This is a genomic window from Kitasatospora sp. NPDC058184 (assembly GCF_042883725.1).
Lineage (GTDB): Bacteria > Actinomycetota > Actinomycetes > Streptomycetales > Streptomycetaceae > Kitasatospora.
Genome location: NZ_JBHVVE010000022.1, coordinates 74527 through 89814 on the forward strand (window position 1 = coordinate 74527; position 15288 = coordinate 89814).

The 15288-nt window shown below is 73.7% G+C and carries 11 protein-coding genes; 7 read left to right on the top strand and 4 right to left on the bottom strand.

Annotation, left to right across the window (positions count from 1 at the left end; all coding sequences use genetic code 11):
- The first annotated feature begins 162 nt into the window (after positions 1-162).
- From ACFVXH_RS32165 to ACFVXH_RS32175, 3 genes are all read left to right on the top strand, one after another.
- Positions 163-1215: a carbohydrate ABC transporter permease gene (locus ACFVXH_RS32165; RefSeq protein WP_117489729.1), complete on the top strand. Its 1053-nt coding sequence runs from the start codon at positions 163-165 to the stop codon at positions 1213-1215.
- Positions 1212-2204 (top strand): carbohydrate ABC transporter permease, encoded by a 993-nt coding sequence (locus ACFVXH_RS32170; RefSeq protein ID WP_387829418.1) that lies wholly within the window; start codon positions 1212-1214, stop codon positions 2202-2204. Before ACFVXH_RS32165 ends, ACFVXH_RS32170 begins: the two co-directional genes overlap by 4 nt.
- A gap of 523 nt (positions 2205-2727) precedes the next feature.
- On the top strand, positions 2728-4251 hold the full coding sequence (locus tag ACFVXH_RS32175; RefSeq protein ID WP_387829420.1) for a DUF4153 domain-containing protein: 1524 nt from the start codon (positions 2728-2730) through the stop codon (positions 4249-4251).
- A 154-nt stretch (positions 4252-4405) separates the two neighbouring features.
- Here the strand turns inward: ACFVXH_RS32175 and ACFVXH_RS32180 are convergent, their stop codons facing one another.
- Positions 4406-5953: an MFS transporter gene (locus ACFVXH_RS32180; RefSeq protein ID WP_049653101.1), complete on the bottom strand. Its 1548-nt coding sequence runs from the start codon at positions 5951-5953 to the stop codon at positions 4406-4408.
- Between the two features lie 343 nt (positions 5954-6296).
- Between ACFVXH_RS32180 and ACFVXH_RS32185 the strand changes: the two genes are divergently transcribed.
- From ACFVXH_RS32185 to ACFVXH_RS32195, 3 genes are all read left to right on the top strand, one after another.
- On the top strand, positions 6297-6968 hold the full coding sequence (locus tag ACFVXH_RS32185; RefSeq protein ID WP_387829422.1) for a TetR/AcrR family transcriptional regulator: 672 nt from the start codon (positions 6297-6299) through the stop codon (positions 6966-6968).
- A 127-nt stretch (positions 6969-7095) separates the two neighbouring features.
- Positions 7096-7794 (top strand): ribonuclease HII, encoded by a 699-nt coding sequence (locus ACFVXH_RS32190; protein ID WP_049653099.1) that lies wholly within the window; start codon positions 7096-7098, stop codon positions 7792-7794.
- A 101-nt stretch (positions 7795-7895) separates the two neighbouring features.
- Positions 7896-8549: a hypothetical protein gene (locus tag ACFVXH_RS32195; RefSeq protein WP_387829424.1), complete on the top strand. Its 654-nt coding sequence runs from the start codon at positions 7896-7898 to the stop codon at positions 8547-8549.
- 185 nt (positions 8550-8734) lie between these two features.
- On the opposite strand, the gene ACFVXH_RS32200 is transcribed toward ACFVXH_RS32195, so the two are convergent.
- Together ACFVXH_RS32200 and ACFVXH_RS32205 are read right to left on the bottom strand one after the other, a co-directional pair.
- Positions 8735-9454, bottom strand: a complete 720-nt coding sequence (locus tag ACFVXH_RS32200) for a hypothetical protein (protein ID WP_380719014.1) — start codon at positions 9452-9454, stop codon at positions 8735-8737.
- Positions 9455-9817: 363 nt separating this feature from the next.
- On the bottom strand, positions 9818-12013 hold the full coding sequence (locus tag ACFVXH_RS32205; protein WP_117491988.1) for a RecQ family ATP-dependent DNA helicase: 2196 nt from the start codon (positions 12011-12013) through the stop codon (positions 9818-9820).
- A 229-nt stretch (positions 12014-12242) separates the two neighbouring features.
- Between ACFVXH_RS32205 and ACFVXH_RS32210 the strand changes: the two genes are divergently transcribed.
- A complete protein-coding gene (locus ACFVXH_RS32210) occupies positions 12243-13811 on the top strand; it encodes a DUF4192 domain-containing protein (RefSeq protein WP_387829426.1) in 1569 nt (522 codons plus the stop codon).
- A 34-nt stretch (positions 13812-13845) separates the two neighbouring features.
- On the opposite strand, the gene ACFVXH_RS32215 is transcribed toward ACFVXH_RS32210, so the two are convergent.
- On the bottom strand, positions 13846-15159 hold the full coding sequence (locus tag ACFVXH_RS32215) for an alpha/beta fold hydrolase (RefSeq protein WP_380741612.1): 1314 nt from the start codon (positions 15157-15159) through the stop codon (positions 13846-13848).
- Positions 15160-15288 lie beyond the last annotated feature (129 nt).

Consider the following 15288-nt stretch of genomic DNA (forward strand, 5'->3'; position numbering starts at 1 on the left):
CCCCGTTGCGGCCGGGGCCCCCGCGCCCCCCCCGGGGCCCCCCCCCGCGGCCCGGCCGCCGGGGGGGCGCCCCCCCCCCCCCCCCCCGCCCGGGGGGGGGGGGGGCCCCCCCCCCCCCCCCGCCCGCCCCCCTTCCCACCACACCCGAAGGGAAGCGCAGCCATGTCCGTAACCGGATTCCCGTCACCCGTCGCCGAATCGGCCGCTGGGAGGCTGGTCGCCGAGAACCTGGCGGTCGGCTCCTGGAACGACGCGGCGGTCAAGTTCGGCAACACCTTCGGCGCCGTCGCGGGCTTCCTGGGCATCCTGCTGGTGGTCTTCCTGGCCGCCGGTCGGGCCCGGGGTCGCCTGGCCCGACCGCTGGCGGTCGCGGTGTTCCTCGGCCCGGCGGTGCTGCTGCTGGCCGTCGGCCTGGTCGTGCCGCTGGTCCGCACGGTCTACCTCAGCCTCCAGAACGACGACGGCACCCGGTTCGTCGGCGGTGAGAACTTCGGCTGGGCCCTCACCTCCGACTCGGTGCAGAAGGTGCTGGTCAACACGCTGCTCTGGCTGGTGGTCGCGCCGCTCGTGGCGACCGGGCTGGGGCTGGTGCTGGCGCTGTTGGTCGACCGGATGCGCGGCCAGTCGGTGTACAAGTCGCTGATCTTCATGCCGATGGCGATCTCGCTGGTCGGCGCGTCGATCATCTTCAAGTTCGTCTACGAGTCGCGCGGGCCGGGCCAGCCGCAGATCGGCCTGCTCAGCCAACTCGCCGTCGCCGTGGGCTGGGACGATCCGCCGAACTGGCTGCTCTCGCAGCCGCTGAACACCTTCCTGCTGATGGCGGTGATGGTCTGGGTGCAGACCGGCTTCGCGATGGTGGTGCTGTCGGCGGCGATCAAGGCGATCCCGGACGAGGTGGTGGAGGCGGCCCGGCTGGACGGCGCGAGCGGGGTGCGGCTGTTCTGGTACGTCACCGTGCCGATGATCCGCACCACGGTGATGGTCGTACTGACCACCGTCATGATCATCACCCTGAAGGCCTTCGACATCGTCCGCACCATGACCGGCGGCAACTTCGGCACCCAGGTGCTGGCCAACGAGATGTACTCGCAGTCCTTCGTGCAGTTCAACTCCGGCCGGGGCAGTGCCCTCGCGGTGCTCCTCTTCCTCGCGGTGCTGCCGCTGGTGGCCTACAACATCGTGCAGCTGCGGAAGGAGCGTGAGGTCCGGTGACCGGGACGGGCGGCCGGGAGCGGCCGGCGGAGTCGGTGCGGTCGGTGAAGCCGGCACGGCCGGTGCGGTCGGTGAAGGCGGTGCCGCCGGTGCCGCCGGTGCGGAAGGCTTTCAGCAGTCCGCTGGCCTCGGTGTTCGTGATCGCGATGACGGTCCTCTGGACGATTCCGACGCTGGGCCTGCTGGTGACTTCTCTGCGCCCCAAGCAGGACGTGACGGCCAGCGGGTGGTGGAACGCCTTCCTCCATCCGGACCTCGGCCTCGGCAACTACCACTCGGTGCTGTTCGAGGGCGGGTCCGGCGCCTCCACCGGCCTGATGCCCTTCCTGGTCAACTCGCTGGCGATCAGCGTCCCGGCGACGGTCTTCCCGCTGGCGCTGGCGGCGATGGCGGCGTACGCGCTGGCCTGGGTGCGGTTCCGGGGGAGCGACGCGGTCTTCTTCACGGTGTTCGCGCTCCAGGTGGTGCCGCTCCAGATGGCGCTCATCCCGCTGCTGCGGCTGTTCGCCGGCGGTGCGCACCTGGGCTCGCTGACGCTGATCCCGGCGGTGGACCTCAAGGGCAGCTACGCGCCGGTCTGGCTGGCGCACACCATGTTCGCGCTGCCGCTGGCGGTGTTCCTGCTGCACAACTTCATCGCCCAGCTGCCGCGCGACCTGATGGAGGCCGCGGTGGTGGACGGCGCCTCGCACTTCAAGATCTTCCGCTCGATCGTACTGCCGCTGTGCACCCCGGCGCTGGCCTCGTTCGCGATCTTCCAGTTCCTGTGGGTCTGGAACGACCTGCTGGTGGCGCTGACCTTCGCGGGTGGCACACCGGAGGTGGCGCCGATGACGGTGCGGCTGGCGCAGCTGTCCGGCTCCCTAGGCGGGCGCTGGGAGCTGCTCACGGCCGGGGCGTTCCTGTCGATCATCGTTCCGTTGATCGTCTTCTTCAGTCTCCAGCGCTACTTCGTCCGGGGGCTGCTGGCCGGATCGGTGAAGGGGTAGCCAGGGGAGTCCTGTGGTGGTGAGGGCATTCTGAACGCGTTCGAAACAGATTTTTGAACTTGTTCAGAATGGTCTACAGTCGGCAGCGGCCGGGCGCTGAGCGTGCCGGTCCGCGGACCGCCCGATGGGTGGCGTCCGCATGCCTGCCGACCACTGAGGGGGACTCATGTCAGGCCCGTCCACGCCTGCCCCGTCCGATTCGCCCGGTCCGACCGAGTCGGCCGACTCGACCTCGCCGGGGTCGACTGAGTCGCTCGATCCGACTGGGTCACCCGACTCGACTGGGTCGCCCGACCTGATCGCGCCGGGGGCGACTGGGTCGTCCGACTTGACTGAGTCGCCCGATCCGGTCACGCCGGGATCGACTGAGTCACCCGACCCGACCAGGTCGCCCGATCCAGTCGCGCCGGGTCCGACCCAGTCGTCCAATCCGTACGACGCGTTCGACCCGTACGGTCCGTACCGCCCGGCGGGCACCCGCCCGCAGAGCAGGCCGGGCCCGGGCCGGGCGCCCGGCGTGGCCGTGCCCTCGCCCCCTGCGTGGCTGGGCCCCAGCGCCCCCGAGCGCCGGGCGGGGGCCACCCCTAAGATCCTCCTGGCGGCCCTGCTCGCCGGCCTGCTGACGGCCTGGCTGCTCTACGACGGCCTGGGGCCCAACCTGCTGCTGCTCGGCGCCGCCACCGCTGTCGGGGCGGGGATCGCCGCCCGGACGGCCGGGCGCCGGATCCGACCCTGGACGGCGGTGTGGAGCCTGCTCGCCCTCGCCCTGCTCGCCGTCCCGGCCCGGTGGGACGCCGGCTGGCCCGCGGTGCCGGCCGTGGTCGGTGCGCTGGCGCTGGCCTCGCTGGCGCTGCACGGCGGCCGTCGCTGGCCGGGTGTGCTGTTCCCGCTGCCCGGCATCGTGTGGCAGCTGGTGTCCTCGGTGGTCTGGGTCTGGGAGAGCATGGACCGGCGGCCGCTGCCCGGCCGCGACCGGATCGTCCCGGTGCTCAAGGCGCTCGGGGTCGCCGCCGCCCTGCTGACCGTCTTCGGCCTGCTGTTCGCCAGCGCCGACGCCGCCATGGCGGATCTGCTGGGCGGTCTCAGCCCGGATCTCGACCTCGACCAGCTCCCGGGGCGCGGCGCGTTGTTCGTGCTCGGAACGGTGACCGTGCTGGGCTTCGCGCATATGGCCGCCGGCCCGCGCCGCTGGGACCGTACGGTGATCCGGCCGGGCCGGGAGCGGCGGCGGCTGGAGTGGGCGCTTCCGCTGGTCGCGCTCAACCTGATGTTCGGTGTCTTCGCGGTGATCCAGGCCGTGGTGGTGCTCGGTGGCGCGGACGCCGTGCTGAGCAACACCGGGATGAGCCGCTCCGAGTACGCCCGGCAGGGCTTCTGGCAGCTGAGCGTGATCACCGTGCTGACGCTGGTCGTAGTGGCGGTCGCCAACCGCTGGGCGCCGCGCACCACCGTGGCCGACCGCCGGGTGGCGCGGATCCTGCTCGGACTGCTCTGCCTGCTGGCGCTGGCCGTGGTGGCCTCGGCGCTCGGCCGGATGTGGTTCTACGTGGACGCCTCCGGGCTCACCCGGTTGCGGCTCTGGGTACTGGTGGTCGAGGTCTGGCTGGGCGCCGTCTTCCTGCTGCTGATCGCCGCCGGGCTGACCCGCCGCGCCGGTTGGCTGCCGCGCGTCGTCGTCCTCAGCGGGATGCTCACCGTCGCGGTCTACGGCCTGATGGGCCCGGACGCGATCGTCGCCGAGCAGAACGTCACCCGGTACGAGCAGGCCCTGCGGGACGACCCGCGCACCGCGGCCATCGACCTGCGCAACGTCCGCGGGCTTTCGGCGGACGCGGTGCCTGCCCTGGACCGGCTCCCCGAGCCGCAGCGGAGCTGTGCACTGCAGCTGATCGGGCAGGGCCTGGGGGCGGGGTCGAAGCCCTGGTACGCCACCAACCTCGCGGCCACCCGGGCCCGGGAGATCCTGGCGGAGCGGCCGAGGGTCGACTCGACGACGGTCGGCCGTACGGCCTGCGATCAGGCGGGGCTGGCGTACGAGGCCTGGTAGGCCGCCCGAGGGTGGAGGCGGGGGCCGCGGACAGCGGTAGGGCCGGCCGGGAGCGTGCTGCTCCCGGCCGGCCCTTGGCGTCGTGCGGCGCCGGTCCGTCACCTACGGCGTCGGCGCGCGGTGGCGGCGTCGGCGCACGGTGACGGTGACGGTGTCAGTGCATCGCGACGGCGGAGGAGCCGCTCGGCAGGTCGCTGGCCTTGGCCTTGATCACGAAGACCGCGACGAGCAGGGCGACCGCCGCGAGCGCGGCGCCCACGATGAAGCCGTGCGAAATGCCCTGGGTGAGCACGGTGTTCGCGGCGTCGGTGCCCTGCGGGAACTCGTGGTGCTGCTGGAGGTAGGCCAGCTGTTCAGGCTTCGCGCTCTCCATGAACTTCGGCAGCTGCACGGCGGCTTCGGCCGTGGCGTAGTGCGCGAAGACCGTGGTCAGGATCGACAGGCCGAGCGAACCGCCGATCTGCTGCATGGAGTTGAGCAGGCCGGAGGCGGCGCCGGTCTCCTCGCCCGGGACGCCGGCGACCGCGAGCAGCATCACCGGGACGAAGATCAGACCCATGCCGAAGCCGAACACCACCGTGGGGCCGAGGACCCCGTCCAGGTAGCCGCTGTCCTTGCTCATCTGGGTCAGCCAGGTGAGGCCGACGGTGACCAGCAGTGCGCCGCCCGCCATGAAGGGCTTCGGGCCGTACTTGGCCTGGAGGTTGGAGGCGATCTGCGCGGCGATGATGATCGCGACGCTGATCGGGAGGAAGGAGACACCGGCCTTCAGCGGGCTGTAGCCGAGCGGGCCCTGCACGAACAGCACGACGTAGAAGAAGATGCCGAACATGGCCGCCGCCAGGCAGAGCATCATCACCAGGCCGCCGGTGCGGTTGCGGTTGGCGAACAGGTGCATCGGGGTGATCGGCTGGTCGGTGCGGCTCTCGACCACGAGGAAGGCGGCGAGCAGGATCGCGCCGGCCGCGAAGGAGCCGAGCGTGATGCCGTCCGACCAGCCGTCCGAGGCGGCCCGGATGAACCCGTAGACCAGGCCGACCAGGCCGAGCGTCGAGGTGAGGGCGCCGGGGAGGTCGAAGCGGCCCGGGTGGCGCTCGGACTCGGCGATGTGGCGCGGCGCGGCGATCGCGATCAGGATGGCGATCGGCACGTTGACGAAGAACACCCAGCGCCAGTTCAGGTACTCGGTGAGCAGACCGCCGGCCAGCAGGCCGATCGCGGCGCCGGAACCCGCCACCGCCGAGAACACGCCGAACGCGCGGTTGCGTTCCGGTCCCTCGTCGAAGTTGGTGGCGATCAGGGCGAAGGCGGTCGGGGAACAGATCGCGCCGCCGATGCCCTGGAGCGCGCGGGCGGCCAGCAGCAGGCTGCTGTCCTGCGCGAAACCACCGAGCAGTGAGGCCAGGCCGAACAGCAGGGTGCCGAAGATGAACACCCTTCGGCGGCCGAGGATGTCACCCGCGCGACCGCCGAGCAGCAGCAGCCCGCCGAAGGTCAGGGTGTAGGCGTTGATGACCCACGACAGGTCGGTGGTCGAGAAGCCCAGGGCGTCCCTGATGTGCGGCAGCGCGATGTTCACGATGGTCGCGTCGAGGACCACCATGAGCTGGGTGGCGGCGATGACGGTCAGGGTGATGCCCTTGCCCCGCCCCTGGTTCGTCCGCGGTGGTGGGTTCTTGCTGAGCGTGTCGGAGATAGCCACGAATGTGCCCCCTGCTGGCTATGTGCTCGGTGGTGCGGGGCCGGCGGAGTCGCCGGTCCGGGCATGGCACTGCGCCCTTGCGCAGGCCGAGAAGGAACGGGATCGTTCACTAAGCGGACGATATCCTGGCCGCGATTGTGAACGCAAGCGTTCCTTAAGGGTGGTGGCGATGGAGCGGTTGGTGCGACGCCTGGTGGCGGACCGGTCCGGTCGGTCGCCGGGTGGTTCGGCGGGGCCGGCGCCCGGAGAGGTGGCTGTTCGGCCCGAGGTCCTCCAGCCTGAGGCCGTGCGGTCCGGGGCTGTCCGGTCCGGGGCCGTTCGACCGGGGGAGGAGGGCGTCGGGGTGGCGCCAGGGGTGTCGGGCGCCGGGTCGGGCTCGGTGCCGGGTGGCGAACCGGGCTTCTGTCCGGTGCGGGCCGCCCGCCAGGCGCTGACGCGGCCGGCGCGGCGCCGGGGGAAGGAACTGGAGAACGCGATCTTCGAGGCCGCCCTCGACCAGCTCACCTCCGGCGGATACGCGCGGCTCACCATGGAAGGGGTCGCCGGCGCGGCGCGGACCGGGAAGGCCGCGCTCTACCGGCGCTGGGCGTCCAAGGACGAACTCGTCATCGACGCCCTGGACGCCACTCTTCCACGCCCTTACGACACCCCCGACCTCGGGTCCGCGCGTGACGAACTCCACCGGCTCATCGAGGGGTTCACGCAGGCGATGGCCTCCCCGACGGGCTCCGCGCTCAACGCGCTGATGGGCGAGATCGACCAGGAGCGGGCCGAGGTCTTCAAGGCCTTCATCACCGACCGGGTCATCGAGCCGACCGCGCGGACCATCCTGGAGATTCTGCGTCGCGGTGCCGAGCGCGGCGACGTCCGGCCCGGTGCGGCCACCCCGCTGGTGGCCGACGTCATTCCGGCGGTGCTGCTCTACCAGGTCAAGATCCGCGGGCTGGAGAACATGGGGCCGGGGTTCGCCGGTCGGCTGGTGGACGAGGTGCTGGAGCCGATGATCCGGGCCTGAGGCGGTCGCTGCCGGGCCCGGGGGCTGCCGGACCCGGCGCCTCCCCGGACCCGGCCTCCCGGGAGGCGGATTCGGCGGTCGTGAGCGGGCTTAGGCTGGAGGCTGCCCCCGCTGAACGGATTACGCCATGCCCATCGTCCCCCCGACGCACTCCGTCGAACGCTCGCTCCGCCGGGCCGGCGCCAAGATCGTCGTCGGTCTCGACGAGGTCGGGCGCGGCGCCTGGGCCGGGCCGGTCACCGTGGGCGCGGCCGTCACCGGTCTGCGCAAGGCGCCGGAAGGGCTGACCGACTCCAAGCTGCTCACCGAGCTGCGCCGCCGCGCGCTCGCACCCGTCCTCGCCGACTGGGTCACCGCGTACGCGCTCGGGCAGGCCACCCCGCAGGAGTGCGACGAGCTCGGCATGACGGCGGCGCTGCGGCTGGCCGCCGTCCGCGCGCTGGAGGCGCTGCCGGTCGAACCCGACGCGGTGATCCTGGACGGCAAGCACGACTACCTCGGCGGACCCTGGCGGGTGCGCACGGTGATCAAGGGCGACCAGTCCTGTATCTGCGTCTCCGCCGCCTCGGTGCTCGCCAAGGTCCACCGCGACGGCCTGATGGCCGAACTGGGCGAGGGGTGCCCGGACTACGGCTTCGCCGACAACGCCGGCTACCCGTCCCCGGTGCACCGTGCCGCGCTGGAGGAGTTCGGCCCCACCGAGCACCACCGGCTCTCCTGGGCGTACATGGACGGACTGCCGAAGTGGCGCCATCTCAAGCGCGTTCGGGAGGGTGCGGGCGACGGCCAGGGGTCCGCCGACGAACAGTTGACGCTCGGTTTCTGACGGTCCGTCTGGAATTGCCCCGGGAGGGGGCGGCAGGAGGCCGGTGCCCAAGGGGTGGGGTGCCCGTGCGCGTCCGACCGGCATTTGATAGATATCCGGGTATGCCTGTCTTCCCCGAGGAGCCGGAGATTCACGAGAGCCTCCCGGGCCCCGGCGTTCCCTTCCTCCGCGAGTCGGACGCACAAGCCCCCGCCACCGCACCCACCACCGTCGTCGCCCCGGCTCCGGTGCCCGGACCCCGTCCGGCGCCCCCGCGCCCGGCCCCGCCGCGCGCCGCCCGTCCGGGCCCGCCGCAACTGGTCCCCAAGCCCGGGCCGGCACCGCGCCGCCCGGCCCCCGCCGAACCGCGGGTGGAGGTCCAGCGGATCGCCGCCACCCCGGCACAGGCGGTGGAGCGCGCCGACGACGCGGTCGACCTGCTGCTGGAGTCCGGCCGCAACCCGGGCGACATCCTGGTGCTGACGGTCGGCGAAGCGCACCCCTGGCAGCAGCACGAGCTGTCCTTCGGTGAGGAGCGCTACTGGGCGCAGCTCGCCGAGGGCGGGGACGTGTTCTACGCGGACGCCGCGCTGACCCGTCCGGTCCGTCGCGAGGTGGTCGTCCTGGTGGTCAACGGCGGACCGTCCGCCCGGGCCGCCGAGGCGTACGCCAAGGCGCTCGACCACGCGACCGCGCTGCTGGTGGTCTGCGGCGACGCCGGCCCGGCCGCGAAGGGCGCGGCCGGAACCACGGCGGGCCGTCCGGTCAAGGCCTGACCACAGCCGTCCACTTCGGGCCCGGCGCCGCCGTACGGTGCCGGGCCCGAGGTCCGTCCCGCGGCCCCCGGTGGCTGACGGCCGGTGCTGACGGCTGTTGTCGAAGGCCGGTGTTGACGGCCGGTGCCGACGGCCGTTGTCGAAGGCCGGTGTTGACGGCCCGACGGCCGAGGGCTGCCGCGGACTCAGCGCGTGCCGGTGCGGCGGGTCGGTTCGGCCGCCGCGGCCCGCGTCGCGGTCCACGGGGGATCGGACTGCGGGGAGCGCGCCGTGTCCTCGCCGCGCTTGGCTTGGTCGGCCGCCAGCAGGCGGGTCCGCTGGCCGCGCGGGGCCTCCAGCGCCGAACGCGGCGGCAGTTCCGTCACGGTGTGCACCGGCCCCTCGGCCCAGGAGCCCGAGTGCGGCTTGCGCCCGCCCCGACCGTCCCCGAGGACCTGCCAGCCCGCCGGGGTGAGTCCGATGTACGCCCCGCAGCGCAGTCCGTGCAGTGCGGACGCGTCCCGCAGCGCCCACATCCAGGCGCCGTCCTGCGCCGTCCAGCCGGGTGCGCCGTCGCGGCAGCGCAGCAGTAGGGCCGTCCGGGTCGGCTCGGGCAGTCGCAGGTCGTGCGGGATGATCCGGCGCAGGTTCGCCAGCAGCGCGTTGCGGTGCTGCCATCCGTCGGTGTCGTGCGGCCAGGGGGTGAACGAGGCCGAGGCGGCGAGGTGGTGGAGCGCGTCCAGGACGGCGACCACGACGGTGCCCGGCTGGGGCAGGTGGCGCTGGTGCAGTTCCACGACGAACTCGCGCGGGTCGCGCAGCAACGGGATCCCCGAGGCGGTCCAGGTCTCCAGGTCCAGCACCCGTCTGGGTTCCGGGCTCCCGGAGAAGGGATTCTGACCTCGGCCGATACCGTTGATCACGATCCTCCTTCCTGGCCCGTGGGCAGGCGGGTGCCTGGGTACGCCGAAGGGCGGGTCCAGCGGACCGGATTTCGGGTACCCCCCAATTCTCGGGGCATCGGGGGCGGAGCGGCAACGATGAAATGATGAACGCCATCCGATAGCCCATGGTCTGCCGGATATGTTCCACAGTCGTCCGACCGCCGTAGAGGTGCCTCCGGGCCTTGATCCACAACGCCCGGAGGGCAGGGTGAGCCGTCGTCGGCACGGTGACCACTCCTTTCTCGGGCCGTTCGACCGGTGTGATCGAAATCGCTTCGCTTGATCCTTTCTGTTGGGCCATTCGAGTGAACGGGAGGGCTCCTTCGCCGGTTTTCCGGCGTTGGGTCACCCCTGCACGGCCAGCACCAGCGGCAGCACCGCGCTCGCCCCCGCCCGGCGCAGCAGCCGGGCGGCCACGGTGACCGTCCACCCCGAGTCGACGAGGTCGTCCACCAGCAGCACAGGCCCACCGGCGGCCGCCACCGCCTGCTCGACCTCCGGTGGCAGGACCAGCGCGCCGGCCAGCGAGTGCAGCCGCTGGGCGCTGTTGCTGCGGGCGCCGTGCGGGGGCAGCCCGCCGGCGTACTCGATCCGGCCGAGCAGCGGCAGCCGCCCGATCTCGGCGATCCGCGCGCCCAGGCTGCCGACCAACCGGGGCCTGGCCGAGGAGGCCATCGTCACCACGCCGACCGGCCGGTCCAGCCGGGCTCCCTCCGTGGTCGCGGGCCCGGCCCAACCGCCCGGACCGCGGGCCCAGTCGGCGAGCACCGCCACCAGGGCGTCCACCGCCTCGCCGGGCACCGGCACGTCCGGCGCCTGCTCGGCGAGCAGGGTGCGCAGCCGGTTGCCCCAGCCGATGTCGGACAGCCGGCCGAGCGCACGGCCGGTCTCCGCCTGCTCGCCCGCCGGGATCCGGCCCTTGAGCGGCACCCCGAGCGCGTCCATCCCGGTCGGCCAGAGCCGTCGGGGCTCGAAGCTCACGCCCGGGCGGCCGAGCGCGGCCCGGGCGGCGGCCAGCGCCTCGGCGGAGACGTCCGGGGTGTGCAGCGGCCCCGCGCAGTTGTCGCACCGGCCGCACGGCGCGGCCTCCTCGTCGTCCAGCTGGCGGCGCAGGAACTCCATCCGGCAGCCGGTGCCCGCCGCATAGTCGCGCATCGCCCGCTGCTCCGCCTCCCGGGAGGCGGCGACCTTGGCGTAGCGGGCGGTGTCGTACTCCCAACTCTGGCCGGTGGCCGTCCAGCCGCCCTTGACCCGGCGGACGGCGCCGTCCACGTCGAGCACCTTGAGCATGGTCTCCAGCCGGGCCCGGCGCAGGTCCACCCGGGGTTCCAGGGCGGCGGTGGAGAGCGGCCGGCCGGCCTCGGCCAGCGCGTCGATGGTGCGGCGCACCTGATCCTCCGGGGGGAAGGCCAGCGAGGCGAAGTAGCGCCAGATCGCCTCGTCCTCGCGCCCGGGCAGCAGCAGCACCTCGGCCCGGTCCACTCCGCGCCCGGCCCGGCCGACCTGCTGGTAGTAGGCGATCGGCGAGCTGGGCGAGCCGAGGTGCACCACGAAGCCGAGGTCGGGCTTGTCGAAGCCCATGCCGAGCGCGGAGGTGGCGACCAGCGCCTTGACCCGGTTCGCCAGCAGGTCGGCCTCGGCGGTGCGGCGCTCGGCGTCCTCGGTGCGGCCGGAGTAGGAGGCCACCGGGAAGCCGCGTTCGCGCAGGAAGGCCGTCACCTCCTCGGCGGCGGCCACCGTCAGGGTGTAGACGATGCCCGAGCCGGGGAGCCGGTCGAGGTGGTCGGCCAGCCAGGCGAGGCGGTGCGCCGGGTCGGGCAGCGAGAGCACGCCCAGGGTGAGGCTCTCCCGGTCGAGCGGCCCGCGCAGCACCAGAGCGTGCTCGTCAGTGGTGCCGGTGCCGAGCTGCTCGGCGACGTCCGCGGTGACCCGGGCGTTGGCGGTGGCGGTGGTGGCCAGCACCGGGACGCCGGGCGGCAGGTCCGCGAGCATGGTGCGCAGCCGGCGGTAGTCGGGGCGGAAGTCGTGCCCCCAGTCCGAGATGCAGTGGGCCTCGTCGACCACGAGCAGGCCGGTGGAGGCGGCGAGCTCGGGCAGCACCTGGTCGCGGAAGTCCGGGTTGTTCAGCCGCTCGGGGCTGACCAGCAGGATGTCGACCTTCCCGTCGGCGACCTCCTCCTGGATCGCGGTCCACTCGTCGGTATTGGCCGAGTTGATCGTGCGGGCCTGGATGCCGGCCCGGCCGGCCGACTCGACCTGGTTGCGCATCAGGGCGAGCAGCGGCGAGACGATCACCGTCGGCCCGGCGCCGCGGGCCCGGAGCAGGGCGGTGGCGATGAAGTAGACGGCGGACTTCCCCCAGCCGGTGCGCTGGACGACCAGGGCGCGGCGGTGGTCGACCACGAGGGCCTCGATGGCCGTCCACTGGTCCTCGCGCAGGGTGGCTCCGGGGCCGGCGAGCTCGCGCAGGACGGCCTCGGCCCGCGCCCGGACCTCGGCGCGGTCGGCGGTGGCGGTGGTGTGGATGTCGGGCTGCTGCATGGCGTCCATGTAACCCCGTACCGCCGACAAGCGACGAATGCCGGGGAGCGGAGACGGGGGAAGGTGGGATGTATTTCATCCGCTGATCCGCTGAACGGCGGTCAAAATCCACTCGCGGGAGGGAGTGTCGCCTGCTCCGAATGAGTGAGGGAAAATTCGGGGGCGGAGTTATCCACAGGAAAAAAGTCGGTTCCGACATCGTTCGCGGATTGCGTCCACTCTTGCGGCCATGAACGCGATGAACAACGAACACGTCATTCTGTCCCTCGGACCGGCCTCCGACCACCGGCAGGTCGTCATGCGCGGCCCGGCCGACATGGCCGAGCTGCTTCCGTACTTCCTGGGCTTCTACCCCGACGACAGCATCGTCGCGGTGGGGCTCCACGGCCCCGGCCTGCACCAGGGCGGGGTGATCCGGGCGGACCTGCCGCGGTCGCCCGCGCAGTGGCCGGCCGCGGCGGAGGAAACGGCCGCCCTGCTGGTCGCCCTCTCCGAGCGGCACGGCGCCCGGCCGCTCCAGGTGCTCCTCTACCTCTGCCAGGACCGCGGTACGGCCCACGCCCCGCCGGTGGTGGACGGGCTGCGGCCGCTGGCGGAGGCCCTCCGGGCGGCCTTCGGGCGCCGGGGCGTGGCCGTCAAGGAGGCGCTGTGCGTCTCGGACGGCCGCTGGTGGTCCTTCCTCTGCCGCGGCGACGGGTGCTGCGACGCGGCGGGCAATCCGGTGCGGCGCAGCCCGGAGCCCGGTCCGGCGGCCGCCGCCGCGACGGTGGCCGGCCTGGTGCCGCGCGGCAGCCGCAAGGCCATCATCGGCGGGCTGGACCCGGTCGGTCCGCCGGCGGCCGCCGCCCAGCGCGAGGCGCTCGTCCGGGCCGAGGCCGTGGACGCCCTCGCCAGGGAGCAGCGCCTCGCCCTGCTCGACCAGGCCTTCGCCGAGTTCCGGGCCGGAGCCAGGGAACTCGACGCGGACCGGACGGCCCAGCTGCTGCTCGCCCTGCGGGACCGCCTGGTGCGGGACCGCGGCGTCGAGTACGCCAGGCCCGACGAACTGGCCCCGGCCGAGCGGCTCTGGCGCTTCCTCGCCCGGCGGGCCGTGCCGCCGTACGAGGGCTGTGCGGTGGCCCCGCTCACCCTGCTGGCCTGGACGTCCTGGGTCGCCGGGGACACGGCGACGGCCCGGGTCGTGCTCGGGCACGTCCTGCGGCTCGCCCCGGGCTACCTGCTGGCCGAGCTGCTCTACGAGTCGCTCAACGACGGCATGACGCCCCAGGGGCTGCTGGCCGCCGTCGAGGCTCAGCGCCGGCGGCGCGAGGAGCCCGGGGACGCTACGGACCCGGGCGAGGAACCGCGGCCTCCGGCGGGCGGAGCGCCGAACGCCGAGGCGCCGCCGCCCGCCCAGGGGGCGCCCCTCCGCGACGACGCGGGTCCCGGGCCCGCCGCCCCGGGTGCCGGCGAGGCCTCCGGTGAGCGGCCCGGGCGGTCGGCCGGCGCGCGGCGGCACCGGCGTGGCGGTCGCCGGAAGGGCTCGTCCACGGCGTCGGTACCGACGGATCCGGGTCAGGGCGCCCCGGACGGCCCGGGAGGCCCGGAGCCGGACGGCGGTGGTGCCGGGGCGGTCGCCCTGCTGTCGGCGCCCGGACGGGCCGTGGCGCCCGGGCACGCCAGGGTGGCCGGGGAGCGGTTCGCCCGGGGCCTGCGGCTCGGCCGGGCGGCGGCCTGCGTGCCCGCCGCCGCCCGGACCGGCCACCACCGCTGCCGGGGCGTCCGGCGGGCGGCGGGAGGAGGCCACCGTGCGCACTGAGCCGCTCCGTGCCGCGGCGCCGGCCCGAGGGCCGCTACGCCTCGCCGTGCGCCATCTTGATCAGGCGGTCCAGCACCGTGCCGCCGCTCATCCGAAGGCCGTCGTGCTCCCACTCGTTGGTGATCCAGGTCCGCAGGCCGCGCACCGCGCGGGCGGTCTCCAGCGAGTCGGCGGTGTCCACGTACATGTCGTCGTGGTACACGGCCGCCACGACCGGCACGGTGTTGGTGGCCAGTCGCACCCGGTCGTACAGGTCGGGCCAGTCGGTGCGGGCGGCGAGCAGGTCCGCGGTCTCCTTCAGCGGGCGCAGCGCCGGGTCGGTGTCGAACATCCAGGGGTAGATCATCTCCCCGGTGAACAGCACTGGCGCGTCGGACTCCAGCGCGGCCCGGGCGTCGAACTGCGGGAACTCCTTGCGGACCCGCTCGGCCGCCCAGGCGGTGCCGCCCTGGTCCACCGACCGCTGGCCGTAGATCGACTCGTGCAGCACCGCGTAGAGCGGGCCGCCCGCGAAGGAGAGCTGGGCCTGGGCGCCGGCCAGGAAGGTGTCGGAGAGCTCGGCCCCGGCCGCGCCCTCCACCCAGGCCTCCTCCAACAGGTAGTGCAGCGTGCCGGAGCCGTTGCCGCCGCCGAGCAGCATGCCGAGCGCCTGGAACGCCTCGACGGTGAGCAGCCCGCCGTCCGGCAGGGTCGCGGGGGAGTCGGCGAGGTGGGCCGCGATCCGGCGCACCGCCTGGACGTCCTGCGGGAACCGGGCGTAGTGGCCCTCGTTCTTGCCGACCACCCGCGGGTAGGCGGCGCGGTAGACGTCGTCGGCCGAGCTGCCGAGGCCGGAGAGGCCACCGGTGATGAAGGCCTCGGTCAGGCCCTCGGGGGCGATGGAGAGGTAGGTGAGGGTGCAGAAGCCGCCGAAGCTCTGGCCCAGCACGCTCCAGCGCCGGTCGGCGCCGAGCAGCCGCTCGCGGATCAGCTCGGCGTCCCGGACGATCGAATCCGCGCGGAAGTGGGCCAGGTAGTCCGCCTGCTCCTGCGGACCACCGCGCCGGGCGAGGGTCTGCCGGGTCGCGGGGGTGGACCGCCCGGTGCCGCGCTGGTCGAGCAGGAGCACCCGGTAGTCGTCCAGGGCGCGCTCCAGCCAGGAGTCCCGGCCGAGCGGCCGGGCGGCCTTGCCGCCCGGCCCGCCCTGGAGGTAGACCAGCCAGGGCAGGTCGGCCCGCTCGCGGCCTGCGGCGACCACCTCGCGGGCGTACACCTCGATCTGCTCGCCCTGCGGGGCGGCGTGGTCGAGCGGCAGCTGGAACACGTGGTCGGTCGTGACAATCCCGGGCAGCCGGCTGATGGTGGACATGCAACTCCTCGGTCTCTGCTGGTCACAGCGATGGCGTCGCGGTTCACGGGGTCACCGGGTGCGGGGGCCGCGACCCCCGCACCGTATCCTGGCGGCGGTCGAGCACCGGTTCGACCGCCCCGTCCGTCC

Excerpts from the sequence above, each read along its gene's own strand:
- ACFVXH_RS32165 (WP_117489729.1), top strand. The coding sequence starts at position 163 with ATGTCCGTAACCGGATTCCCGTCACCCGTCGCCGAATCGGCCGCTGGG.
- ACFVXH_RS32190 (WP_049653099.1), top strand. The coding sequence starts at position 7,096 with ATGCCCATCGTCCCCCCGACGCACTCCGTCGAACGCTCGCTCCGCCGG.
- ACFVXH_RS32195 (WP_387829424.1), top strand. The coding sequence starts at position 7,896 with ATGCCTGTCTTCCCCGAGGAGCCGGAGATTCACGAGAGCCTCCCGGGC.
- ACFVXH_RS32205 (WP_117491988.1), bottom strand. The coding sequence starts at position 12,013 with ATGCAGCAGCCCGACATCCACACCACCGCCACCGCCGACCGCGCCGAG.
- ACFVXH_RS32210 (WP_387829426.1), top strand. The coding sequence starts at position 12,243 with ATGAACGCGATGAACAACGAACACGTCATTCTGTCCCTCGGACCGGCC.
- ACFVXH_RS32215 (WP_380741612.1), bottom strand. The coding sequence starts at position 15,159 with ATGTCCACCATCAGCCGGCTGCCCGGGATTGTCACGACCGACCACGTG.